The following is a 21594-nucleotide window of genomic DNA, read 5'->3' on the forward strand; positions in this document are numbered from 1 at the left end:
CGTCGCCCCTCGCCCCTCCCTGCAACGCCTGTTTCTGACCGGCCTGCTCACGCTGCTGCCAATCTGGCTGACCTGGGTGGTCGTCAAGTTCGTCTTTGTCATGTTGTCGGGCATCAGCAGCCCGCTGGTGATCCCGCTGTCCGAACGCATCGCCGCCTCCTTCCCGGACTATCTGGGCTGGGTGAAGGCCGAATGGGTGCAGGACACCATCGCGCTGCTGGCCACGCTGCTGGTGATCCTGCTGGTGGGCATCCTCAGCCGCCGCGTGGTCGGGCAGCAGCTGCTGCGCTGGTTCGGCGCGGTCATCCAGCGTATTCCGCTGGCCAGCATCATCTATGACAGCGCCAGGAAGCTGCTGGACATCCTGCAGACCAAGCCCGGCAGCACCCAGCGCGTGGTGCTGATCGACTTCCCGCACCGCGACATGAAATCGGTCGGACTGGTCACCCGCGTCATCCGCGAAACCGGCACCGGCCGCGAGCTGGCGGCGGTATATGTGCCAACCACCCCCAACCCGACCTCGGGCTATCTGGAAATCGTGCCGGTGGAACTGCTGACCCCGACCGACTGGAGCGTGGACCAGGCGATGAGCTTCATCATCTCCGGAGGTGCGGTGGCGCCTGAAACCGTGCCGTTCACCCGCGCCGGCGACCGCTGAACCGGCGAGGCCGGCAACACGCTGAAGCCCCAGGCTTCAGCGCGGCAAACGCAAGAACAACCACAGCTGTACCGCAACCGTGCGAGCGTTGTTCCGTCTGGTCGTGGCCGGCGGAATGGGGCAAGCTCGCCTGCTTGAGTGTTCTTGGAACTGCTGATGCCCTCCAGCCCATCGCGCCTGCTCGCGCTTGCCATCGCCGCCCTCGTGACCATCTCCGCGGCGGCCCCTGCCGACGCGGCCAAGAAGAAGAGCCAGCGCACGCCTACCGCGCAAAGCCGCAGCGCAAAGCCCAAGGCCAAGCCACGCAGCGCACCGCGCGCGCCCGCACGCCGGCCGGCACCGCTGCCGGTCAAGCAGGACAAGGCCGCGCAACTCAACCGCATCTACGACGAATACTGGGATGCCTCGATGCGGCTCAACCCGCTGCAGGCCACCTTCCAGGGCGACCCGCGCTTCAACGACCAGCTGCCGAATTTCCTGTCCGCCGCCTGGCGCCAGCAATCGCACGATTTCATGGTGCAGTGGCGGGGCAAGGTCGAAGCGATCAATCCCGACGGCCTGCAGGGCCAGGACCTGCTCAGTTACCAGATCTTCCTGCGCGATGCGCAGAATTCACTGAAGGCCGAGCAGTACCCGAGCTGGATGCTGCCGATCAATCCGTACAACAACGTCTCAAGCCTGGTCGCCGTGCTCGGCTCCGGTGCCGGCGCCCAGCCGTTCCGCACCGTGAAGGACTACGAGAACTGGTCCAAGCGCTCGCTCGCGGTGCCCGCCCTGTTCGACCAGGCCATCGCCAACATGCGGGAAGGCATGGCCGCCGGCGTCGTGCAGCCGCGCGCATTGATGGAAAAGGTGTTGCCGCAGCTTGATGCGGTGATCAGGCCCAGCGCCGAAGAAAGCATTTTCTGGGGACCGATCCGCAACCTGCCAGATGACTTCTCCGCCGAGGACAAGGCGCGCCTGACTGCCGAATACAAACGCATGATCGAGTACCGGCTGATGCCGGCCTACCGCTCGCTGCGCGGCTTCATCGCCACCGAGTACCTTCCCGCTGCGCGCACTACCGACGGCATGGGCGCCTTGCCCGATGGCCAGGCCTGGTATGCCTACAACGTGGCCAGCACCACCACCCCGGTGCGCTTGCCGGCGGAAATCCACGCGCTGGGCGAACAGGAGGTCAAGGATCTGCAGCAGCGCATCACCGCGCTGATGAAGGCCTCGAAGATCCGCGGCTCGATGCAGAAGACCTTCAAGGCGATGCGTAGCGATCGCCAGTTCGTCTTCAATGACGCAAACGCCCTGCTGGCACGCTATGCCGAGGTCGGACAACAGGTCGATGCCGCCGTGCCGGCGCTGTTCAACCACCGCCCCAAGGCCGCACTGGAAATCAGACCGGTCGAGCCCGGACGGGCCCTGACGAGCAGCGCTGCCAGCTACCAGCCCGGCAGCGCCGATGGCCAACAGCCCGGCGTGCTGTACGTCAACACGGCCGACCTGCCGTCGCGCAAGCGCTGGGCGGTGACCATGCAATACCTGCACGAAGGCATTCCCGGCCATCATTTCCAGCTCGGCGCGCAGCAGGAGCTGACCGCGCTGCCGCGCTTCCGCCGCCTGGGCGGAGATGTGGCGTTTGTCGAAGGCTGGAGCCTGTATGCCGAATCGCTGGGACAGGAGCTGGGCCTGTACAGCGATCCCTATGAGCATCTGGGCTACCTGCAGACCACCTTGCTGCGTACGGTACGCCTGGTGGCCGATACGGGCCTCAACACCCAAGGCTGGAGCCGCGCGCAGACCATCGACTATATGGTCAAGAACGCCGACATCTCCGCCAGCGATGCCGCCGCCGAAGTCGAACGTTTCATGGCACTGCCGGGACAGTCGTTGGCCCCGCGCGTGGGCGAGGTCAAGATCCGCCTGCTGCGTGACAAGGCCAAAGCCGAGCTGGGCGAGCGCTTCGATCCGCGCGAGTTCCACCATGAGATCCTGAAAGACGGCTCGATGCCGCTGGAGATCCTGGACAGCAAGATCGAGCGCTGGATCGCCAGCAAGAAAATCTGACAACCCTGCAAGGAGCTGCCATGTCCCGATGGATATACCGACTCGCCCCGCTGTGCCTGTCCGCGTTTTCCACCCTGGCAGTCGCCGCGCTCCCGCGCCTGCCCGCCGATCCGGGCATCGATGGCTTGATGCAGCGCTATGACGGCCAGGTGCCGGGCGCCTCGGTGCTGGTACTCAAGGACGGTCAGCCCGTCTTCCGCCGCAGCTACGGGCTGGCGGTGCTCGAAGACGGCACGCCGGCCACACCCGCCAGCAACTACCGGCTGGCCTCGGTGAGCAAGCAGTTCACCGCCGCGGCAATCCTGCTGCTGGCCGAGGACGGCAAGCTGTCCATCGACGATCCGCTGAAGAAATGGCTGCCCGGCCTGCCGGCGGTGGCCGACACGATGACCCTGCGCCAGCTGCTCAGCCATACCAGCGGTCTGCTCGACTACGAAGACCTGATGGATCCGGCCGACACCCGCCAGGTGCATGACAGCGATGTGCTTGCGTTGCTGCAGAAAGAGAACCGCACCTATTTCACGCCGGGCAGCGACTACCGCTACAGCAACAGCGGTTATGCGCTGTTGGCCCTGGTGGTCGGCAAGGCCTCAGGCAGCGATTTCGCCAGTTTCCTGCGCCAGCGCATCTTCCTGCCGCTGGGCATGCGCAACACCTGGGCCCACCAGGACGGCGTGGACGACATCCCCAACCGCGCCTACGGCTACAGCCAGATCGACGGCCGCTGGCAGCGCACCGACCAGAGCACCACCAGCGCGGTGCTCGGCGATGGCGGCATCTATTCCTCCCTCGACGATCTGGCCAAGTGGGATGCGGCGTTGTACGACGAGCGCCTGCTGAAGGCGAGCTCGCTGCAACTGGCCTTCAGCCCGGCCACGAAGACCAGCGAGCCGGATGTACCGCACTACGGCTTCGGCTGGCGCATCAATGGCGATGCGCTGTGGCACAGCGGCGAAAGCATCGGTTTCCGCAACGTGATCGTGCGTTACCCGGCGCAGAAGTTGACCGTGATCGTGCTGAGCAACCGCAACGAACCCGAACCCTATCCGCTGGCGCTGGCCATCGCCCGCCGCTGGCAGGAGACCACGCAATGAAGCGGCTGTCCGGCATCCACCATGTGGCGATCATCGCTTCGGACTACGCCCGCTCGCGCGATTTCTACACCCGCATCCTCGGTCTGGAGGTGCTCGCCGAGCATTTCCGCGAGCCGCGCCAGTCATGGAAGCTGGACCTGCGCCTGCCCGATGGCAGCCAGCTGGAGCTGTTCTCCTTCCCCGCGCCGCCCAAGCGCCCGAGCCGGCCGGAAGCCTGCGGCCTGCGCCATCTGGCGTTCCGCGTGGAGGCTTTGGACGATGTCGTCGCCCATCTGCAGGCCGAAGGCATCGACTGCGAGCCGGTCCGCGTGGACGAGTACACCGGGCACCGTTTCACCTTCTTCGCCGATCCGGACAACCTGCCGCTGGAACTGTACGAAACCGCCTGAACCGGGCTGCCGCCGGCCCCCCCGCACGGCGCAGCAGTCCCCGCCATCGGAACGCGACCGCCCGGGCGCTGAACGTGTTGCGGCGCGGATTCCGTACGGCGCCGAATGCGGTTACATTCGCTCCCACGCCGGCAGCGCCGGACGTTCAGACGAACCCTGGGAGGGGATACATGCGCACCACGTTCAAAACCCTGTTGCTGGCCCTGCCGCTGATGGCTGCCGCTTTTTCCGCCGGTGCGTCCAACAGCGCCGCCGGGCGCTGGAAAACCATCGACGACGAAACCGGCAAGGTGAAGTCCATCGTCGAGATCACCCAGGCCAGCAATGGCGCACTCACCGGCAAGGTGTTGCAGGTGCTGCAATCGGCGCAGGGCCCGCACCCGGTCTGCGACAAGTGCGAGGGCACCAACAAGGGCAAGCCGATCGAAGGCATGACCATCCTCTGGAACCTGCGCCCGGACGGCACCAACAAGTGGGCCCGCGGCACCATCCTGGACCCGGCCAAGGGCAAGACCTACAGCTCCAAGGTCGAGCTGGTCGAGAACGGCCGCAAGCTTGAAGTCTCCGGCTGCATCGCCTTCATCTGCCGCACCCAGACCTGGCTGCGCGAGTAAGCCCCCACCCCGGCACCTGTGAACAACCCGGCTGCGGCCGGGTTGTTCGTTTGTGTCATGCGATAATCCCGCGTTCCCCTGCTGCAAACGATGGCCATGACCCGTACCGCGCTCGTCACCAATGCCCTGCCCTATGCCAACGGCCCGCTCCACCTCGGCCACCTGGTGGGTTACATCCAGGCCGATATCTGGGTGCGCGCGCGGCGGCTGCTGGGCGAGAAGGTCTGGTATGTCTGCGCCGACGACACCCATGGCACGCCGATCATGCTGGCCGCCGAGAAGGCCGGGGTGAGCCCGGAAACCTTCATCGCCAACATCCAGGCCAGCCATGAGCGCGACTTCGCTGCCTTCGGCGTGGATTTCGACCACTACGACTCGACCAACTCGGCCGCCAACCGCGAGCTGACCGAGGCGCTGTACGCCAAGCTCGACGCCGCCGGCCACATCAGCCGCCGCTCGGTCGCCCAGTTCTACGACCCGGCCAAGGGCATGTTCCTGCCGGACCGCTACATCAAGGGGACCTGCCCGAAGTGCAAGTCGGCCGACCAGTACGGTGACAACTGCGAGGTCTGCGGCGCCACCTACGGCCCGACCGACCTGATCGAGCCCAAGTCGGTGGTGTCCGGCGCCACGCCGGAGATCCGCGATTCGGAGCACTACTTCTTCGAGGTCGGCCGCTTCCAGGACTTCCTGCGGCAGTGGCTGGCCGGTGACGTGGCCCTGCCGGGTGTGAAGGCCAAGCTGGCCGAGTGGCTGGATGCCGAAGGCGGCCTGCGCGCGTGGGACATCTCGCGCGATGCGCCCTATTTCGGTTTCGAGATCCCGGGCGCCCCGGGCAAGTACTTCTATGTGTGGCTGGACGCGCCGATCGGCTACCTGTCCAGCTTCAAGAACCTGTGCGCCAGGACCGGCGACGACTTCGATGCTGTGCTGGCTGCCGACAGCACCACCGAGCTGCACCACTTCCTCGGCAAGGACATCGTCAACTTCCACGGCCTGTTCTGGCCGGCGGTGCTGCACGGCACCGGCCTGCGCGCGCCGACCAGGCTGCACGTCAACGGCTACCTGACCGTGGACGGCGCCAAGATGAGCAAGTCGCGCGGCACCTTCGTGATGGCCCGCACCTATCTGGACGTGGGCCTGGCCCCGGAAGCGCTGCGCTACTACTTCGCCGCCAAGTCCTCCGGCGGTGTCGACGATCTGGACCTGAATCTGAGCGACTTCACCGCCCGCGTGAATGCCGATCTGGTCGGCAAGTTCGTCAACCTGGCCAGCCGCTGCGCCGGCTTCATCGCCAAGCGCTTTGACGGCAAGCTGGCCGAGGCGCTGCCCGATCCGGCCCAGTACGACCGTTTTGTCGCCGCCCTGGCACCGGTGCGCGAGGCCTATGAGCGCAACGACCCGGCCGCCGCGATCCGCCTGACCATGGCCCTGGCCGATGAAGCCAACAAGTACATCGACGACACCAAGCCGTGGGTGATCGCCAAGCAGGACGGCGCCGATGCCGAACTGCAGGCGGTCTGCACCCAGGGCCTGAACCTGTTCCGCGTGCTGGTGGCCGCGCTCAAGCCGGTGCTGCCGGCCACCGCACAGCAGGCCGAGGGCTTCCTCAACGCACCGATGCGCGGCTGGGGCGATATCGCCACCCCGCTCACCGCCCACACCATCGCCGCCTACGTGCCGCTGTTCACCCGTATCGACCCCAAGATGATTGACGCCATGACCGACGCCTCCAAGGACACCCTCACCGCCCAGCCCACGACCGAGGCCAAGCCGGCCAAGGCCGAGAAGCCCACCAAGGCGGAAGTGAAGACCGAGGCCAAGGCCGAGGGTGAAGCCTCGGCGTATATCGGCATCGATGATTTCGCCAAGCTCGACCTGCGCATCGGCAAGGTGATCGAATGCGGCTTCGTCGACGGCTCGGACAAGCTGCTGCGCTTCCTGCTCGATGCCGGCGACCTCGGCCAGCGGCAGATCTTCTCCGGCATCCGCGGCAGCTACGCCGAGCCGGAAGCGCTGGTCGGCCGCAACGTGGTGTTCATCGCCAACCTGGCCCCGCGCAAGATGCGCTTCGGCCTGAGCGAGGGCATGATCCTGTCGGCCGGTTTCGACGGCGGCGCGCTGGCACTGCTCGACGCCGATGCCGGCGCACAGCCGGGCATGCCGGTACGTTGAGGGCAGCGGGCGCGCTTACCCTGCGTGCCCCTCCCGACCGGAGCGGACCATGCAACTGGCCCTGTTCGACTTCGACCACACCCTCACAGTCTGTGACACCTACAGCCGGTTCCTGCGCCGTGTGGCCACGCCCGAACAGCGCGCGCAGGCCTGGTGGCGGATCGGCCCGTGGCTGCTGGCCTACCGGTTGAAGCTGATCTCGGCCGCGCGTATCCGCCGCCGCGTCACCGCGCAGGTGTTCAGCGGCCGTCACGCCGGCGAGATCACCCGGATGGCCCAGGACTATGCGCGCGATCACCTGCACGAGATGGTGCGCCCGGAGATGCTGGAGCAGATCCAGTGGCACAAGGCGCAGGGCCACACGGTCGCGGTGGTGTCGGCCTCCATCGATCTGTATCTGCAGCCCTGGTGCGACGCGCTGGGCCTGCAGATGATCTGCAACCGGCTGGAAGTGCAGGACAACCGCCTCACCGGGCGTTATGCCGGCCACGATTGTGGTCCGCGCAAGGCCGCCCTGATCCGCACACGTTTTGACCTGGGCAAATACCAGCGCATCCATGCCTACGGTGACAGCCGCGAAGACCGGCCGATGCTCGCGCTGGCCCATGAGCGCTGGTACCGCGGCAAGCCGGTTTCCTGATCCATCCTTTCCGCGCAGCCCGATGCCCCGCATGCACGACACCGATATCACCCTGATCGAACGCCTCGACCGCCTGCTGCCACAGACCCAGTGCGGCCAGTGTGGCTATGACGGCTGCCGTCCGTATGCCGAGGCGATGGCGCGCGGCCAAGCCGGCGTGGATCACTGCCCCCCGGGGGGCGATGCCGGCGCGCGGGCCCTGGCGCACCTTCTCGGCGTGCCGGCGATGCCGTTTGACCGCAGCCGCGGCGAACACAAACCGGCCCAGGTCGCCGTCATCGTCGAGGCCGATTGCATCGGCTGCACCAAGTGCATCCAGGCCTGCCCGGTGGACGCCATCGTCGGCGGCGCCAAGTACATGCACACGGTGCTGGCGGACCTGTGCACCGGCTGCGAGCTGTGCATCCCGCCGTGCCCGGTGGACTGCATCGAGCTGAAGCCCGCCCGCTGAGCAGGCAGCAAAAACGCCGGATTCCGCCGGCGTTTTCGTTTGCACGCAGGAAATACGCCCGCAGGTCTACGGCACCACGGCGGTGATCACGATCTCGATCTTCCAGTCCGGCCGGGCCAGCTTGGCCTGCACGGTGGCACGGGCCGGGGCGGCATCCTTGGGCACCCACGCATCCCACGCCTGGTTCATGCCGGCGAAGTCGGCCATATCGGCCAGGAAGATTTCCGCGCGCAGGATGTGGGACTTGTCGGTCACCGCCGTGCGCAGCAGCTCGTCGATGGCGGCCAGCACCTGCTGGGTCTGGCCGACGATGTCGGCGCTGGTGTCTTCCGGCACCTGCCCGGCCAGGTAGGCCACGTTGTTGTGGATGGTCATTTCCGACATGCGCGGGCCGGTATCGAAGCGCTGGATCATGGGGGGGGATTCCTTGCTGTGAGTGTGCGCGCCATTGTGACCCGAACCGGAAGTTTCAGCTGGTTCTTTGCGCCCGGCCCGCCACAGCGCGAGGGCGATCCCCAACAGCCAGCCCACCACCAGCGCGATGACCAGCTTCTGACCCAGCCCGCGCGGGCTGGCCCGCCACAGCACGTGCAGCCACAGTAGGGCAAAGGTCAGCCACGCCCATTCCCACGCCCGTCGATGCAGCCATTGCCAGCGCCGATCGCGACCGAAGCACCAGGCCTGCAGGAGCATCGCCACGGTCACGCACAGGAACGCCGTCTGCGCCGACAGCGCATGCACGAACGGCGCAAGCGTGGGCGCATTGCCGGGCAACCAGCTGTCACCGATCGCCACGCCGGCCAGGCCCAGTCCGGCGACGCCGAACAGCACCGCCGGCAGGCCGCGACGTGCCGCACCATCCATCTGCCGGTACAACATCCAGCCCAGCAGCGTGATCGCCAACGCCAGCAGGCAATAGGCGCTGCGCAACCACAGGCCGTAGGGACCGTGCAGGTACAGACTCAAGGTGGCATGCAGCCAGTCAAGATCGGTACGGACGAACTGCAGCCACACCCCGACGCCGGCAAACACCGCCAGGCCGATCACTACCGTCGCCATCGCCGCACGCTGCACGGGTGCGGGCTGGTCCTGTTCGCCGTCCATCGCTCCGCGGGAATATGCCGCCGGTTGGGAAAGACCCGGCAGTCTATTACCCCGGGCCGAGGCATCACGACACGTCGATGGACAGGTTTGCCACCGTCCTAACACCCACCCGATAGTCTGGTGCGCCCGCACCGGCCCCGGTGCATCAGCCCGACCAGACCTGCATGAGTGAATCAGCTGCCACCCCGGGACCCGCGCTCGAAGGCTGGCGCCGCGCTGCCGCCATCGCCGCCACCCTGGTCATCATGGCCCTGGCCCTGCATGCGCTGGCCGGCGAGTTCGGTGGACACGGCTATCACCAGATCCGCAGCGCCCTACGCGGGCTGACGTGGCCACAGCTGGCGCTGACCACGTTGCTGGGCCTGGCCAGCTATGGCTGCCTGATCGGCTTTGACGCCATCGGCCTGCGCCACGCCCGACACCGGTTGCCCGCCTCACGCATCGGCATCACCGCCTTCCTGGCCCATACCACCGGGCAGACGCTGGGGTTTGCCGCACTCACCGGCGGCGCGGTGCGTCTGCGCAGCTACGGCGCCGCGGGCCTGAGCCTGGCCGAGATCGGGCAAGTGGTGCTGATGAGCACGCTGGGCTTCGGATTCGGTGCGTGGCTGTTGTTGGGATTGGCTCTGTGGCTGGAACCGGGGGCAGCGATGCGGGTGCTGCCACTGACCACCGCCACCGTGTCCGGCCTGGGCATCGCCATGCTGCTGGCCTTTGCCGCCCTGCTGGTGCTGGTCGGACGCAGCGGCCGCCGGATTGGGTGGCGGCAGCACCCGTTGTGGATTCCCGACCGCCGCACGGTGCTGGAGATCACCGCGCTGAGCGTGGTCGAACTGTGCCTGGCCTCGGCGGCGTTCTACGTGTTGTTGCCGCCACCGCAGGAACCGGGTTTCATCGGATTTGTCGGGGTGTACCTGGTGGCCACAGTGGCCGGGCTGATATCCACCGTTCCGGCGGGACTGGGCGTGTTCGAGTGGAGCCTGCTCAAACTGCTGCCGCAGGTGCCGCCGGCGGCCATCCTTGCGGCGGCCGTGGCCTACCGCCTCACCTATTACCTGCTGCCGCTGCTGCTGTCGGCCCTGCTGGCGGGGCTGGCCAGCGCGCGCCGGCCCCTGCGCAGCGGCGCTGGCAGCGCCTGGGCGGTGGTGCGTCCGTGGCTGCCCAATCTGCTCGCGCTGGCGGTGTTCGCGGTGGGCAGCTTGCTGGTGATCGACGGGACCTTGCCGCTACCACGCCACCGGCAGCTGTCCGCCTCGCTGCCGGTGATCGAAACCTCGCACCTGCTGGGCAGCCTGGGCGGCGTGGCATTGCTGCTCATCGGTCAGGGCCTGCAGCGCCGCAGCCATTCGGCATGGCTGCTGGCGTTCGCGTTGTGCACCGTACTGCCGCTGCCGGTGTGGCTGCGCGGCGGGCATCTGCTGGTGGCACTGCTGCTGCCGCTGGCCGCGCTCGCGCTGTGGACCGCGCGCCGCGAGTTCTACCGGCAGGGCGCCCTGCTTGATGAAGCCTGGTCATGGCCATGGCTGCGCAATGTGGCGCTGGTGCTGGCGGCCACCCTCTGGCTGCTGTTCTTCGTCTACAGCCATGTGGAATACCGGAACGAGCTGTGGTGGCAGTTCGCCACCTCCGGCAACGCGCCGCGGGCGCTGCGGGCGCTGCTGCTGGTGTGCCTGGCGGTGATCGTGTTCGGGCTGGCGCGACTGCTGCACAGCACCCGCGCCCCGCTCCCGCTGCCCGACCCCGATGCGCTGGAGCAACTGCGCGACGTCCTGGCCCAGGCCCAGGACACCCAGGCCTGCCTGGTGATGATCGGCGACAAGGCGGTCCTGCGCAGCGAGGCCGGCGATGGCTTTGTGATGATGCAGCGCTACGGCGGCTCGCTGGTGGCGATGGGCGATCCGGTGGGACCACCGGAAGTCGCCCGGAAACTGGTCTGGCGATTCCGCGAAACCGCCGACCGCCTGGGTCTGCGTCCGGTGTTCTACCAGACCGGCGAACGCTACTGGCAGACCTACCTCGATCTGGGGCTGACGCTGGTCAAACTGGGCGAGGAAGCCATGGTCCCGCTGCAGGACTTCAGCCTGGCCGGCAGCGAACGGGCCGAGCTGCGCCAGGCCTGGAACAAGGGCAAGCGGGCCGGTCTGTGCTTCCGGCTGGTGCCCGCGCCGGGGGTGGCGGGCTTGCTGCCGGTACTGGCCGATATTTCCGAGCGCTGGCTCGAGGAAAAAGCCGGCGAGGAGAAAGGCTTCTCGCTGGGCAGTTTCGACCCGGCTTACCTGCTGCGCTTCCCGCTGGCAGTGGTGGAAGCCGACGGCCGGGCGGTGGCCTTCGCCAACCTCTGGCAGGCGCCCGCTGGACGGGAACTGTCGGTGGACCTGATGCGGCACCATCCCGACGCGCCCAAAGGCACGATGGACTTCCTGTTCATCGAGCTGTTCCTGTGGGGGGCGGCCAACGGCTACCGCCGCTTCTCGCTGGGCATGGCGCCGCTGACCGGGCTGGCCGAGCATCGCCTCGCCGGCCGCTGGAACCGCTTTGCCAACCTCGTCGCCCGCCATGGCGAGCGCTTCTATGGCTTTGGCGGCCTGCGCCGGTTCAAGGCCAAGTTCGCACCGGAGTGGCGTCCCCGCTATCTGGCCGCGCCCGGCGGCATGCACCTGCCGGCCGCCTTGCTGGATGTAACCCGGCTTATTTCGCTGGATCCGCAGCGCCAGAAGTGAGTGCCGCCAGACGCCGCAGGATCACCTTGGCCAGTCCTTCGTAATCCCCTTCGAAATGGTGATCGCCGGGCAATTTCACCACGCTGATGCTGTTGGCCGGCAGCTTCGGGCACAGCGCCCCGGCGTCCTCCTGCCCGTAGAGGCACAGCGTACGAGCGGCCGGCAAGGCGCGCATTTCCGGCGCGATGGGCAGACCGGCGTCATCATCGCCGCCCAGCCAGTTGCTGACATGGAACTCGTAGGAGGCGGTGCTGCCCGGCGACATCAACACGGTCATCTCCAGCATCGCCTGCGAGGCCGGAGGCAGGTGGTTGATCGCCGCCGGCAACACGTCGGCGCCTTGCGAAAAGCCGATCAGCAGCAGCCGCGGCCGCTTCCACTGCCGCGCGTAGTGCTGCGCGATCCGGTCCAGATCCGTGGCGAAACCGGCCGGCGTGCGCCGGCTCCAGAAGTAGCGCAGCGAATCCAGTCCCACCACCGGGATTCCCGCCGCCGCCAGCGCACCGGCCACGTCCTTGTCCAGTCCGGCCCAGCCACCATCCCCGGAGACGAACACCGCGAACGTATCGTCCTGCCCGGGGGCGGGAACCTCGACCAGCGGCAGCCCGCTCAGATCGGACGGCACCGGCGGCAGGCTGACGCCACGCTGTGCGCCCAGCACCCGGGCCGCGGCCACCTCGCCGGGAATCGCGCTGCCGCTGCGGGTCCGCGCGAAATCGCGGTACAGCGGTATCGCCGTGCGGAAGCCGGTCAGCGCCGCCGCCGGGCAGGCGCCGTTGCGGTGGGCCGCGTTCAACCACGGAAACCGCAACGCCTGCGGCACCAGTTCCGCGCGATGGATCGCATCGCCGCAGATCATCGTGGCGTTATGCAGTCGCGGGCAGAAGTCCTCGGTCAGCAGACCGGCAAAGATCGCGGAGTCGGCCTGCGTGGCGATGGCATAGGCCAGTGCCGCACCGTCGCCATCACCGCCCAGAATCGGCAGACGGTAGGTCGGCACGTGGAAGAACGCCTGCACGTAGCGGGAAAAATTCTCCACATCGCCGGCGGAGAAACCACAGTCGCCGCCCTCGCTGGCAACCCGCCGGTACAGGCGGCCGGTATCGACCTCCACCACCATCGCCCCGTCTTGGCGCAGCGCCTGCCGCCGCGCCTCACGCTGCGCACGATCGCCATCGCCTGAGAACCACAGCACCACGCGCTGCACCGGGCCGGCGGGCAACCACACCGGCACCTGCTCGAAACGGCCGTGGCTGACGTGCTGCTGCGCCATCGCCGGCACCACCAGCAGGCACAGCAGCATCCCCCAGACAAACCGCCGCGCGTGCGTCATGAGCCACTCCCATCACCGGAATGCGCAGCGTACCCCTGCGCCGCGGAACCGGCTGTCGAGGCGGCGGCTCAGTCCAGCGCGTCGGGGTGGCGCAGCTTCCAGGCCGCCAGCGCCTGCCGGTACTGGTTCAGCTCATCGGCATACAGGTCCAGCACGCACAGCGGACAACCGCTGTCACAACACTCGTTCGGACCGGGCGCCTGCGGAGGCTGCGGACGCGGGTCCGGATCGGGAAGGGGCTGCACGTTCATTACATCGACCACGGGGACCGCACCGGCAATTCGTCAACGCGCATTCTAGCCAGTGGCCGCGCTCAGGCCGTGACCCGGCGCAGGTTGGCGCGCGCGGCGGCGTCGTAGCGGGCATGGAAGAAGTCGCTGAAGAAGATGCGCGGCTGCGCCAGCACCCCTTTCAGAAAACGGCGGCGGTTGAGCCGGAACAGGAAGCCGGGCACCTTGCCGCGGTATTCCTCGGCGATGCCGCGGTCGTAGGCGTCGAACACCGCCTCCGGGGCACCGAGGATGGCCATGTCACTGTCCAGGAACAGCGCGGCATCGTGATCGAGATCTGCGCTGCGCACGCTGCCATGGCGCGCGGTCAGTTCGATCAGCGCCATCACCCGCGCCACATCGACATCGTGATCGGCCAGCCAGCGGCCGATCGCCAGCTGCGCCAGTTGCGCCGAGCGCAGCTCGTTGTCGCCACGCCCGGCCTCGTAGATCGCATCGTGGTACAGCACCGCCAGCAGCACCTCCAGCGGCTGCTGCCAGCCGGGCCCGGCGGCGACGTCGCGGTAGTGGTGCAGCAGCGCCTGCACATGGCCGAAGTTGTGATACGCCCGCGGCGGCTGCGCGTAGGCGACTTTGACCTCGGCCAGCAGCGGTGGCGGCAATGACAGCGGCAGCTCTTCCATGACGGCATCTTCGCAGGCCCACGCCCGCCTGCAAGCCCTGGCCTGCAGTCCAGTAGTGATGCGGGCTCAGCCCAGCGGCCAGCAGCCTTCCAGCTGATAGCGGGTCTGCCCCAGGAAACTGCGGACCAACACGAATTCGCGCACGAACCAGCGCTGCGGCTGCACCGGCTGGATCGGCATCCGCCGTTTGTCGTACAGCAGGGTGATGTGCGGGGTGAAACGCGGGTCCGGCTTCCCGCCCACGCCCTGCAGGCAGCGCGCCAGTTCCTGATGCAGCCCGTGCAGCAGTTCGGCGCCGTAGTCGCTGCGCAGTACGAACGGATTCTGCCGGTTGCCGGCAAAGCTGCCGACCTGGTCGAAGCACACTTCGAACTCGGGCATCCGCACCCGCAAAGCGGCCTGCTGCACCTTGGCCAGCAGGCTCGGCGGCAGGCCCGCATAGTCGCCCAGATGATGCAGGGTGATATGCAGGCGCTCGCGCGCCAGCGGGTGCCCGGTCAGACCATGTTCCTCGCGCAACCCCTCGGCCAGCTCGGCAATCCGCGCGGCCGTGGCCGGGTCCGGCAACACCGCGAAGAACAGGCGCTCGGTGGGAATGTCGCTGCCAAGACCCAGCGACAGCTGGGCCTCGGTAGAAGGAAGATACTTCGTCATGATCTGGCGTAGAAAGCCTGCCGGCCCGGGCCGAGCCCTCGCGGCGGGTCAATACTGTCTGGGGCCGCGGATACTAGCAGACCCCACCGCCCCCGACCCGCCCCTGATCAATTTTTGACCAACCTTCGGCAATGCAGGTGGCACAAGGCCTGCCGGTGGTTATCCACACCTTTGCCAAGGGCTGGTCCACACCGGTTGTGGATTGTGTGAAAACCCGCCGGCCCGCCTCTCACAGGCCTACACTGGTCGCGCAACAGCAGCCCCCGGGTGATCGCCATGATCGGTTGGAATGCCTTGATCCTGCTTGCCGGCTCGAGCCTGTCGCCGGCCCCTGCCACCGCGCCCCCCGAACTTCCCACACCCACCCAGCTGATGGCCATCCCGGCGGAGCTGCGCGCGCAGCTGCAGACCCGGGTGATCGACACCACGCACTCACCGGAGCTGCGGCTGCAACGGCTGGTCGAACTGGTGTTCCAGCCGGAGGGGCTGGCCCTTCAATACGACACCGGGGCGACGCTGAGCGTGGCCGAGGTCTGGCAGCAGCGGCGCGCCAATTGCCTGTCCTTCACCCTGCTGTTCGTGGCGCTGGCGCGGGAGATCGGGCTGGATGCGCGGATGCAGGAGGTCGGCCAGGTGGTGTCGTGGTACCAGGACCAGGGACTGATCTTCACCGCTGGCCACGTGAATGTCGGCCTGCGCGTGGGCGGACGCCACGCCACCCTGGATCTGGACCAGAACGTGCTGTACGACCGGCGCGGTCCGCGCCCGATCTCTGACCGGCGTGCGATCGCGCACTTCTACAACAACCGGGGAGTCGAGCATCTGGCTGCGGGCGACTATCCCGCCGCGCGCGCCTACTTCGATGCGGCGTTGCAGATGGACCCGCGCTTTGTCGCCACCTGGAACAACCTCGGCGTACTGGAATCGCGGGTGGGCGACAACGCCGCCGCGGCCCGTGACCTGGAATCGGCGCTGGCGATCAACGGCGAACATGCGCCGGCGTTGTCCAATGCGGTGGCGCTGTACACGCGCACCGGCGACATTCCCCATGCCGCGCGCCTGCAGAAAAAGCTGGACCGCGCCCGCGCACGCGATCCGTTCTACCAGTTCATGCAGGCCACCCAGGCCGAGCGCAGCGGCGACTATGCGCAGGCGATCCACTACTACCGCAACGCCCTGAAGCTGTACGACAACGCGCACCAGTTCCATTTCGGGCTGGCGCGCGCGTATTTCCTCAGTGGCGACAACCGGCTTGCCGAACGCGAGATGGAACGGGCGCGGCAGCTGGGCGACAACGAGCGGCAACGCGCGCTCTACCAGGCCAAGCTGGACAGCCTGCGACGGCTGCAGGCCCGGCGCCCCTCACATTGAGACGGCAGCTCAGGCCTTGCGCAGGAAGCAGGTCTTCAGCACCAGTCCCTTGATCTTTTCCGAGTTGCCTTCGATGTGCTCGGCATCATCTTCGACCAGACGGATATTGCGGATGACCGTGCCCTGCTTGAGCGGGATCGAGGAGCCCTTGACCTTCAGGTCCTTGATCACGGTGACGGTGTCACCGGCCACCAGCACATTGCCGTTGCTGTCGCGCACCACCAGCGCGCTGGCAGCCGCTTCGCCCGGCACCCATTCGTGGCCGCAATCGGCGCAGATCCACAGCGCGCCGTCTTGATAGATATTTTCCAGCGAACACTGCGGGCAGGATGAGGTGGACATGGCGACTCCCGGACAACATGAAAGACCGTTCATTGTAGCCGCTCACGCCGCGCTGCCGGCCGCGTAGTAAAGTGCGCGGCCGTTTTGTCCGCCAGCCTTCACGCTTCATGAAACTCGGTATCGATTTCGGCACCAGCAATTCCGCCGCCGCCGCGCTGATCGACGGCAAGGTCGTGCCGGTCAGCTTTGGCCAGGCCCAGCAGTTCCGCACCACGGTGTATTTCCCCGAGGTGATGCGCGACCCCAACGATTTCGAGCTGACGCCCCAGCTGGAGCAGCAGCTCGATGAGCTGATCGAATCCGGCCGGCGCGATGCCCGCGCGGCCGGCCGCGAGCGCGGTTTCGAGCAGCTGCGCAGTGATGCGATCCGCGTCGTGCGCCGGCAGTGGATGGAAGAACGCATCCGCGAGCCGCGCAGCTCCACCGCGCTGCTGCAGAACGCGCTCTATGGCGACGATGCGCTGGAAGCCTACTTCGAGGAGAACGAAGGCAATCTGGTGCAGAGCCCCAAATCCATGCTCGGCTACAACCTGCATCCGCGCGCCCGGCAGACCATCACCGGCATCGCCACCCACATCCTCGAACACATCCGCCTGACCGCCTCCCGGCAGCTCGGCCAGAATGTGCGCAGCGCCCTGCTCGGCCGCCCGGTGCAGTTCCGCAGCTCGATCGGCGAGGCGGGCAACGACCAGGCGCTGGAGATCCTGCGCAGCGCTGCGTTGGCGGCCGGCTTCGATGAGATCGATTTCCTCGAAGAACCCGCCGCCGCGGCCATGCACTACCACGCGGTCAGTGCGCAGCGGCACGAGGCGGTGATCGTGGACGTCGGTGGCGGCACCACCGATATCGCCCACGCCAGCGTCGGCGGCGATGCCGCCCCGCGGATCCATCGCGCTTGGGGTATCGCCCGCGGCGGTACCGATATCGATCTGGCGCTGAGCCTGGCCGGCTACATGCCGCTATTCGGCCGCGGCATCACCCGGGTACCCACCCATCATTACGTCGAAGCGGCGATGGTGCAGGACATGACCCGCCAGCGCGATTTCCGCCAGCACAACTACGACGCGGTGGAGGCGCCCTACGGCCCGCGCCTGCAGGCATTGCAGGACACCGGCAACACCGCGCGCCTGTACCGTGAGGTGGAGCGCTGCAAGATCGCGCTCAGTGGCGCGGCACACCATGCCAGCGCACTGAATTTCATCGAACCGGGGCTGAGCGTGGAAACCGATGCGCCGCAACTGGCCAGCGCCGCGCGCGGCTATCTGGGTGAACTGGACGCCCTGCTGCAGCAGGTCCGCACCGACATCGGCCATGACCCGACGGCGGTGTTCCTGACCGGCGGCATGTCACGCGCCGGCTACATCCAGCACGCCGCTGCGGCGGCGTTCCCGGGTGCGACCGTGGTCCACGGCGACCCCTCGTTCGGTGTCGTGCAGGGGCTGGCGCTGGCGGCGACCCTCCGCTAGGCGAACAGCGCGGTACCCGCGTCCCGTGCTGGCGGCCCGGCTCGGGGTCATCGACAATCAGCCCTCATCGCATCACGTATTCCTGTGGCGTTGCAGCCACGGCAGCGCGTCACGCAACACAAGGATTTCCCGGATGAAGCACTACCTCCCGCCCTCGCTGCAGCAGTGGCTCGAACCGATCAACACCGGGCTCATGATCGCCTTGATCCTGCTTGTCGCCTGGCTGTTTCGTCTGTTCACCCGGCACCTGCTGGCCCGTCTCGGCCGCCACTACACCTTGCCGGCGCCGATCGAGCTGGCGATCCGGCGACTGTCCAACTTCGTCATCTGGACCGCCACCGCGTTGGCCCTGCTCAACCAGGTCGGCGTCGCCCCGTCGGTGCTGTGGACCGCCTTCACCGGTTTTGCCGCGGTCGGCGCGGTGGCGTTCTTTGCCGCATGGAGTGTGCTCTCCAACATCTTCTGTACGTTCCTGATCTTCACCACCCGGCCGTTCCGGCTGGGCGACCAGATCGAACTGCTGGAGAACGGCGAAAAGCCCGGCCTGAAGGGAGTGGTCACCGACATCAACCTGATCTACACCACCCTGTCCGAGATCGGCGGCCCGGTCGAAGGCACGCTGATGCAGATCCCCAACAGCCTGTTCTTCCAGCGGGGTCTGCGCCGCTGGCGGGGCACCGACGCCTTGCCAGCGCCGATCCAGGGGGATGGCTGATGAAAAAGGCCGGCCATTGCCGGCCTTTCTGTCTGCGCCGGTCGCCCACCACCGGCGCGGTTCACGCGCGTGCCTTCCGTCCGTGCGAAAATTGCCGCCACTGACCGTCCCCACCGGTCGCCGCTCCAGTCAACGATGTCCTCCCCCGTTTCCTCTTGCCCTGCCCCGCAGGCAGGCGACGCTTTTGCCGTTGCCCAGCTCCAAGCCCCGCGCAGCGACCGCCAGCGCTGGCTCAGCGTCATCGCCCTGGCACTGGCCGCATTCGTGTTCAACACCAGCGAATTCGTCCCGGTCGGGCTGCTGAGCGATATCGGCGGCAGCTTCGGCAAACCGATCGAGCAGGTCGGGCTGATGCTGACGATCTACGCCTGGGTGGTCGCACTGACCTCACTGCCGTGCATGCTGCTGACCCGCAACTTCGACCGGCGCCGGCTGCTGCTGGGCGTGTTCGCGCTGTTCATCGCCAGCCACGTGCTCTCCGGCGTGGCCTGGAGTTATCCGGTCCTGATGGCCAGCCGTATCGGCATCGCCCTGGCGCATGCGGTGTTCTGGTCGATCACCGCCTCGCTGGCGGTACGTGTGGCACCGGAAGGCAAGCGTCCGCAGGCGCTGGGGCTGCTGGCCACCGGCACCTCGGTGGCGATGGTGCTGGGTATCCCGCTGGGCCGCATCGTCGGCGAATGGCTGGGCTGGCGCATCACCTTCCTGGCCATCGGCGGCGTCGCGCTGCTGGTGATGCTGGTGCTGGCCCGCCTGCTGCCGGCCCTGCCCAGCCAGAACAGTGGCTCGGCCAGCAGCCTGCCGCTGCTGCTGCGACGCCCGGCGCTGGTTTCGCTGTACGTGCTGGTGATGGTGGTGATCTCGGCGCAGTTCACCGGCTACAGCTACATCGAGCCGTTCGTACAGGCCATCGGCGGCTTCGATGCGCATGTCACCACGCTGGTACTGCTGCTGTTTGGCGGCATGGGCTTTGTCGGCAGCGTGCTGTTCGCCCGCTTCGGCACGCGCTGGCCACGCGGCTTCCTGCTGGCCGCGATCGGCACCCTGGCCGCCTGCCTGTTGCTGCTGCGCACCGGCCTGGGCAACGCCTGGCTGCTGTACCTGCTGGTGTCGATCTGGGGTGTGGCGATGATCAGCTTCGCGCTGTCGATGCAGTCCAAGGTGCTGAACCTGGCTTCGGATGCGACCGACGTGGCGATGGCGCTGTTTTCGGGCATCTTCAACATCGGCATCGGTGCCGGCGCGTTGATCGGCAGCCAGGTCAGCCTGCATCTGGGCATGCAGCACATCGGTCTGGTCGGCGGGCTGATCGCCAGCGCCGGCTGGCTGTGGTGCCTGTTCGCGCTGCTGCGCTGGCGCGGCAGCTTCCAGCTGCGCTCCGGGCAGCACTGAGGCCTGCGCCGGCAGCGGCTACCGCAGCTGGCTGTCCTTGCTGCCGCGGCGGTTGTAGCCACTGAACGCTTCGTCCTCGTCCCGCGCCTGCTGGCAGGCGATACACAACCGCACGCCGGGCACGGCCTTGCGGCGCGCCTCGGGAATCGGCGCGTCACATTCTTCGCAATGCTCCAGCCCGGGGCCGCTGGGCAGGCGGCTGCGGGCGCGCTTGATCGCGTCTTCGACCGTCGCGTCGATCTGATCCTGAACGGCGGTATCGCCCGCCCAACCGGTGGCCATGGTTGCCAGCTCCGAAGTGGAAATGACGTGACCGCAGCCTAGCGCAGTTGCTTGAACGACGGGACAACGCCGCCGCGGCGACTCACCACATCAGATCGTCGGGTACCTGGAACTGCGCGTAATAGGCGTCATCCTCGGCATTGCCGGTGGACACCGGGGTATCCGCGCTCTGGCCGTGGTCGAGCACGATCAGTTCGGCCGCGCGTTCACGCACCTTCTCCGCCGCCACCCGTGGCAGCAACGCAAAACCGTCGGCATGACGGACGATCACCAGCGCACCCGCGGACAACTGCTTGCGCTGCGCATCATCGACCAGCAGCGTGCGGATCAGCGTGCCGTCGTTGAAACGGTATTCCTGCTCGCCGGCGCGCGGCAGCTTGCGGTCGGCGATGATCTGCCGGGCCTGCGCGCGCAGCTCCTCGGCACGGCGCTGGGCATTGCGCTCGGCCGCCAGCAGGCGATCGGCCTCGGCCTTTTCGGCGCGGGCGCGTTCGGCCTCACGCTGGCTTTCGGTGGGGGCCGCCGGGCCTTTGCCATGCCGTGCCTTGACCTGCTCGCGCGCGACCTGCGACACCTGGGATTTCTTGACCAGCCCGGCCTTGAGCAGCTGTTCCTGCAGCGGATTCGCCTTTGCCATCTTCGTGATTCGCGGTTCTGTTGCTGTGGCCTGCCATGATACCGGCCTGCCCCACGTACTGCCGATGCCAATGCTCCCCCTGAAGTACCTGAACGGCTATCCCGAGCACCTGCAACAGCGCGCCCGCGAGCTGCTGGACGCCGGCAAGCTCGGCGAGGCCGTGCGCAAGCGCTATGCGCAACCCCATGCCGTGCGCAACGACCGCCAGCTCTATGACTACGTGCAGGCGCTCAAAGACCGCCACCTGCGCCAGTCGCAGCCGCTGGGCAAGGTGCTCTACGACGGCAAGCTGCAGGTGATCAAGCACGCGCTGGGCACCCACACCACCATTTCCCGCAACCATGGCGGCAAGCTCAAGGCCAGCCGCGAAATCCGCATCGCCAGCGTGTTCCGCGACGCCCCGGCCGAGTTCCTGCGGATGATCGTGGTGCATGAGCTGGCGCACATGAAGGAAGCCGACCACAACAAGGCCTTCTACCAGCTGTGCCTGCACATGGAGCCGGATTACCACCAGTTCGAGTTCGATCTGCGCCTGTATCTGACCGCGCTGGAACACGAGAGCGCCTGAGCCGGCCATCGCGGCGAG

Annotated in this window: 22 protein-coding genes and 1 pseudogene; 14 read left to right on the forward strand and 9 right to left on the reverse strand. The window is 67.5% G+C overall.

The annotated features are described in order from the left end of the window. Positions 1-19: 19 nt before the first annotated feature. The 8 genes from ARC78_RS08860 to rnfB all read left to right on the forward strand — a co-directional run bounded on the left by ARC78_RS08860 (position 20) and on the right by rnfB (position 8079). The gene (locus ARC78_RS08860; protein WP_096144938.1) at positions 20-658 is read left to right on the forward strand and encodes a DUF502 domain-containing protein; all 639 of its coding nucleotides are present in this window, start codon (positions 20-22) and stop codon (positions 656-658) included. Between the two features lie 156 nt (positions 659-814). Beyond that, positions 815-2716 (forward strand): DUF885 domain-containing protein, encoded by a 1902-nt coding sequence (locus tag ARC78_RS08865; RefSeq protein WP_057506146.1) that lies wholly within the window; start codon positions 815-817, stop codon positions 2714-2716. A 20-nt stretch (positions 2717-2736) separates the two neighbouring features. After that, positions 2737-3810: a serine hydrolase domain-containing protein gene (locus tag ARC78_RS08870; RefSeq protein WP_054659105.1), complete on the forward strand. Its 1074-nt coding sequence runs from the start codon at positions 2737-2739 to the stop codon at positions 3808-3810. Then, entirely contained in the window at positions 3807-4199 is a 393-nt protein-coding gene (gene gloA2 / locus ARC78_RS08875) for an SMU1112c/YaeR family gloxylase I-like metalloprotein (RefSeq protein ID WP_054659103.1), read from the forward strand. Before ARC78_RS08870 ends, gloA2 begins: the two co-directional genes overlap by 4 nt. A 170-nt stretch (positions 4200-4369) precedes the next feature. Then, complete coding sequence (locus ARC78_RS08880) at positions 4370-4813, forward strand: DUF2147 domain-containing protein (RefSeq protein WP_054659101.1); 444 nt, start codon at positions 4370-4372, stop codon at positions 4811-4813. 96 nt (positions 4814-4909) lie between these two features. Continuing rightward, positions 4910-6988, forward strand: coding sequence for a methionine--tRNA ligase (gene metG, locus ARC78_RS08885; protein ID WP_057506128.1), 2079 nt, complete (start codon positions 4910-4912; stop codon positions 6986-6988). Positions 6989-7037: 49 nt separating this feature from the next. Next, positions 7038-7628, forward strand: a complete 591-nt coding sequence (locus ARC78_RS08890; protein WP_054659099.1) for an HAD family hydrolase — start codon at positions 7038-7040, stop codon at positions 7626-7628. A 31-nt stretch (positions 7629-7659) separates the two neighbouring features. Beyond that, positions 7660-8079, forward strand: coding sequence for an Rnf electron transport complex subunit RnfB (rnfB, locus tag ARC78_RS08895; RefSeq protein WP_057506129.1), 420 nt, complete (start codon positions 7660-7662; stop codon positions 8077-8079). Between the two features lie 66 nt (positions 8080-8145). Here rnfB and ARC78_RS16315 read toward each other — a convergent pair whose 3' ends face one another. Continuing rightward, positions 8146-8493, reverse strand: a complete 348-nt coding sequence (locus ARC78_RS16315; protein ID WP_054660472.1) for a RidA family protein — start codon at positions 8491-8493, stop codon at positions 8146-8148. 57 nt (positions 8494-8550) lie between these two features. Beyond that, positions 8551-9183 (reverse strand): annotated as a pseudogene (locus tag ARC78_RS08900) (DUF998 domain-containing protein); the annotation flags it as partial. Between the two features lie 164 nt (positions 9184-9347). Between ARC78_RS08900 and mprF the strand changes: the two are divergent. After that, a complete protein-coding gene (gene mprF, locus ARC78_RS08905; protein WP_057506130.1) occupies positions 9348-11903 on the forward strand; it encodes a bifunctional lysylphosphatidylglycerol flippase/synthetase MprF in 2556 nt (851 codons plus the stop codon). Here the strand turns inward: mprF and ARC78_RS08910 are convergent. The 4 genes from ARC78_RS08910 to thpR form a co-directional block, all read right to left on the reverse strand. Next, positions 11872-13236, reverse strand: a complete 1365-nt coding sequence (locus ARC78_RS08910) for a virulence factor family protein (protein ID WP_096144935.1) — start codon at positions 13234-13236, stop codon at positions 11872-11874. The two genes, mprF and ARC78_RS08910, sit on opposite strands and share 32 nt — an antisense overlap. Before the next feature lie 68 nt (positions 13237-13304). Then, positions 13305-13487 carry an oxidoreductase-like domain-containing protein gene (locus ARC78_RS08915; RefSeq protein ID WP_054658784.1) on the reverse strand — a complete coding sequence of 61 codons (183 nt, stop codon included), beginning with the start codon at positions 13485-13487 and terminating at the stop codon, positions 13305-13307. A 62-nt stretch (positions 13488-13549) separates the two neighbouring features. Then, positions 13550-14149, reverse strand: coding sequence for an HD domain-containing protein (locus ARC78_RS08920; RefSeq protein ID WP_054658786.1), 600 nt, complete (start codon positions 14147-14149; stop codon positions 13550-13552). Positions 14150-14215: 66 nt separating this feature from the next. Further along, positions 14216-14803, reverse strand: a complete 588-nt coding sequence (gene thpR / locus ARC78_RS08925; protein ID WP_057506132.1) for an RNA 2',3'-cyclic phosphodiesterase — start codon at positions 14801-14803, stop codon at positions 14216-14218. Positions 14804-15079: 276 nt separating this feature from the next. Here thpR and ARC78_RS08930 point away from each other — a divergent pair, with 276 nt between their 5' ends. Beyond that, on the forward strand, positions 15080-16174 hold the full coding sequence (locus ARC78_RS08930) for a tetratricopeptide repeat protein (protein ID WP_083468457.1): 1095 nt from the start codon (positions 15080-15082) through the stop codon (positions 16172-16174). 9 nt (positions 16175-16183) lie between these two features. Here the strand turns inward: ARC78_RS08930 and ARC78_RS08935 are convergent, their stop codons facing one another. Further along, positions 16184-16516 carry a zinc ribbon domain-containing protein YjdM gene (locus tag ARC78_RS08935; RefSeq protein WP_054658790.1) on the reverse strand — a complete coding sequence of 111 codons (333 nt, stop codon included), beginning with the start codon at positions 16514-16516 and terminating at the stop codon, positions 16184-16186. A gap of 107 nt (positions 16517-16623) precedes the next feature. Between ARC78_RS08935 and ARC78_RS08940 the strand changes: the two genes are divergently transcribed. From ARC78_RS08940 to ARC78_RS08950, 3 genes are all read left to right on the forward strand, one after another. After that, complete coding sequence (locus ARC78_RS08940) at positions 16624-17982, forward strand: Hsp70 family protein (protein WP_054658792.1); 1359 nt, start codon at positions 16624-16626, stop codon at positions 17980-17982. 133 nt (positions 17983-18115) lie between these two features. After that, positions 18116-18697 (forward strand): mechanosensitive ion channel family protein, encoded by a 582-nt coding sequence (locus ARC78_RS08945; protein WP_057506133.1) that lies wholly within the window; start codon positions 18116-18118, stop codon positions 18695-18697. A 135-nt stretch (positions 18698-18832) separates the two neighbouring features. Beyond that, positions 18833-20089, forward strand: a complete 1257-nt coding sequence (locus tag ARC78_RS08950; protein WP_057506134.1) for a sugar transporter — start codon at positions 18833-18835, stop codon at positions 20087-20089. A gap of 18 nt (positions 20090-20107) precedes the next feature. Here ARC78_RS08950 and ARC78_RS08955 read toward each other — a convergent pair whose 3' ends face one another. Together ARC78_RS08955 and ARC78_RS08960 are read right to left on the reverse strand one after the other, a co-directional pair. Beyond that, entirely contained in the window at positions 20108-20371 is a 264-nt protein-coding gene (locus ARC78_RS08955) for a DksA/TraR family C4-type zinc finger protein (protein ID WP_054658794.1), read from the reverse strand. 82 nt (positions 20372-20453) lie between these two features. Next, entirely contained in the window at positions 20454-21008 is a 555-nt protein-coding gene (locus ARC78_RS08960; protein ID WP_057506135.1) for a DUF2058 domain-containing protein, read from the reverse strand. Positions 21009-21078: 70 nt separating this feature from the next. Between ARC78_RS08960 and ARC78_RS08965 the strand changes: the two genes are divergently transcribed. Continuing rightward, positions 21079-21576, forward strand: a complete 498-nt coding sequence (locus ARC78_RS08965) for a M48 metallopeptidase family protein (protein WP_054660805.1) — start codon at positions 21079-21081, stop codon at positions 21574-21576. Positions 21577-21594 lie beyond the last annotated feature (18 nt).

Source organism: Stenotrophomonas pictorum JCM 9942 (assembly GCF_001431585.1).
Classification (GTDB): domain Bacteria; phylum Pseudomonadota; class Gammaproteobacteria; order Xanthomonadales; family Xanthomonadaceae; genus Stenotrophomonas; species Stenotrophomonas pictorum.

Excerpts from the sequence above, each read along its gene's own strand:
- ARC78_RS08935 (WP_054658790.1), bottom strand. The coding sequence starts at position 16,516 with ATGTCCACCTCATCCTGCCCGCAGTGTTCGCTGGAAAATATCTATCAA.
- metG (WP_057506128.1), top strand. The coding sequence starts at position 4,910 with ATGACCCGTACCGCGCTCGTCACCAATGCCCTGCCCTATGCCAACGGC.
- ARC78_RS08955 (WP_054658794.1), bottom strand. The coding sequence starts at position 20,371 with ATGGCCACCGGTTGGGCGGGCGATACCGCCGTTCAGGATCAGATCGAC.
- ARC78_RS08865 (WP_057506146.1), top strand. The coding sequence starts at position 815 with ATGCCCTCCAGCCCATCGCGCCTGCTCGCGCTTGCCATCGCCGCCCTC.
- gloA2 (WP_054659103.1), top strand. The coding sequence starts at position 3,807 with ATGAAGCGGCTGTCCGGCATCCACCATGTGGCGATCATCGCTTCGGAC.
- ARC78_RS08945 (WP_057506133.1), top strand. The coding sequence starts at position 18,116 with ATGAAGCACTACCTCCCGCCCTCGCTGCAGCAGTGGCTCGAACCGATC.
- ARC78_RS08890 (WP_054659099.1), top strand. The coding sequence starts at position 7,038 with ATGCAACTGGCCCTGTTCGACTTCGACCACACCCTCACAGTCTGTGAC.
- ARC78_RS08930 (WP_083468457.1), top strand. The coding sequence starts at position 15,080 with ATGATCGGTTGGAATGCCTTGATCCTGCTTGCCGGCTCGAGCCTGTCG.
- ARC78_RS08870 (WP_054659105.1), top strand. The coding sequence starts at position 2,737 with ATGTCCCGATGGATATACCGACTCGCCCCGCTGTGCCTGTCCGCGTTT.
- ARC78_RS08950 (WP_057506134.1), top strand. The coding sequence starts at position 18,833 with ATGTCCTCCCCCGTTTCCTCTTGCCCTGCCCCGCAGGCAGGCGACGCT.
- mprF (WP_057506130.1), top strand. The coding sequence starts at position 9,348 with ATGAGTGAATCAGCTGCCACCCCGGGACCCGCGCTCGAAGGCTGGCGC.
- thpR (WP_057506132.1), bottom strand. The coding sequence starts at position 14,803 with ATGACGAAGTATCTTCCTTCTACCGAGGCCCAGCTGTCGCTGGGTCTT.
- ARC78_RS08915 (WP_054658784.1), bottom strand. The coding sequence starts at position 13,487 with ATGAACGTGCAGCCCCTTCCCGATCCGGACCCGCGTCCGCAGCCTCCG.
- rnfB (WP_057506129.1), top strand. The coding sequence starts at position 7,660 with ATGCACGACACCGATATCACCCTGATCGAACGCCTCGACCGCCTGCTG.
- ARC78_RS08965 (WP_054660805.1), top strand. The coding sequence starts at position 21,079 with ATGCTCCCCCTGAAGTACCTGAACGGCTATCCCGAGCACCTGCAACAG.
- ARC78_RS08910 (WP_096144935.1), bottom strand. The coding sequence starts at position 13,236 with ATGACGCACGCGCGGCGGTTTGTCTGGGGGATGCTGCTGTGCCTGCTG.
- ARC78_RS16315 (WP_054660472.1), bottom strand. The coding sequence starts at position 8,493 with ATGATCCAGCGCTTCGATACCGGCCCGCGCATGTCGGAAATGACCATC.
- ARC78_RS08940 (WP_054658792.1), top strand. The coding sequence starts at position 16,624 with ATGAAACTCGGTATCGATTTCGGCACCAGCAATTCCGCCGCCGCCGCG.
- ARC78_RS08920 (WP_054658786.1), bottom strand. The coding sequence starts at position 14,149 with ATGGAAGAGCTGCCGCTGTCATTGCCGCCACCGCTGCTGGCCGAGGTC.
- ARC78_RS08960 (WP_057506135.1), bottom strand. The coding sequence starts at position 21,008 with ATGGCAAAGGCGAATCCGCTGCAGGAACAGCTGCTCAAGGCCGGGCTG.
- ARC78_RS08880 (WP_054659101.1), top strand. The coding sequence starts at position 4,370 with ATGCGCACCACGTTCAAAACCCTGTTGCTGGCCCTGCCGCTGATGGCT.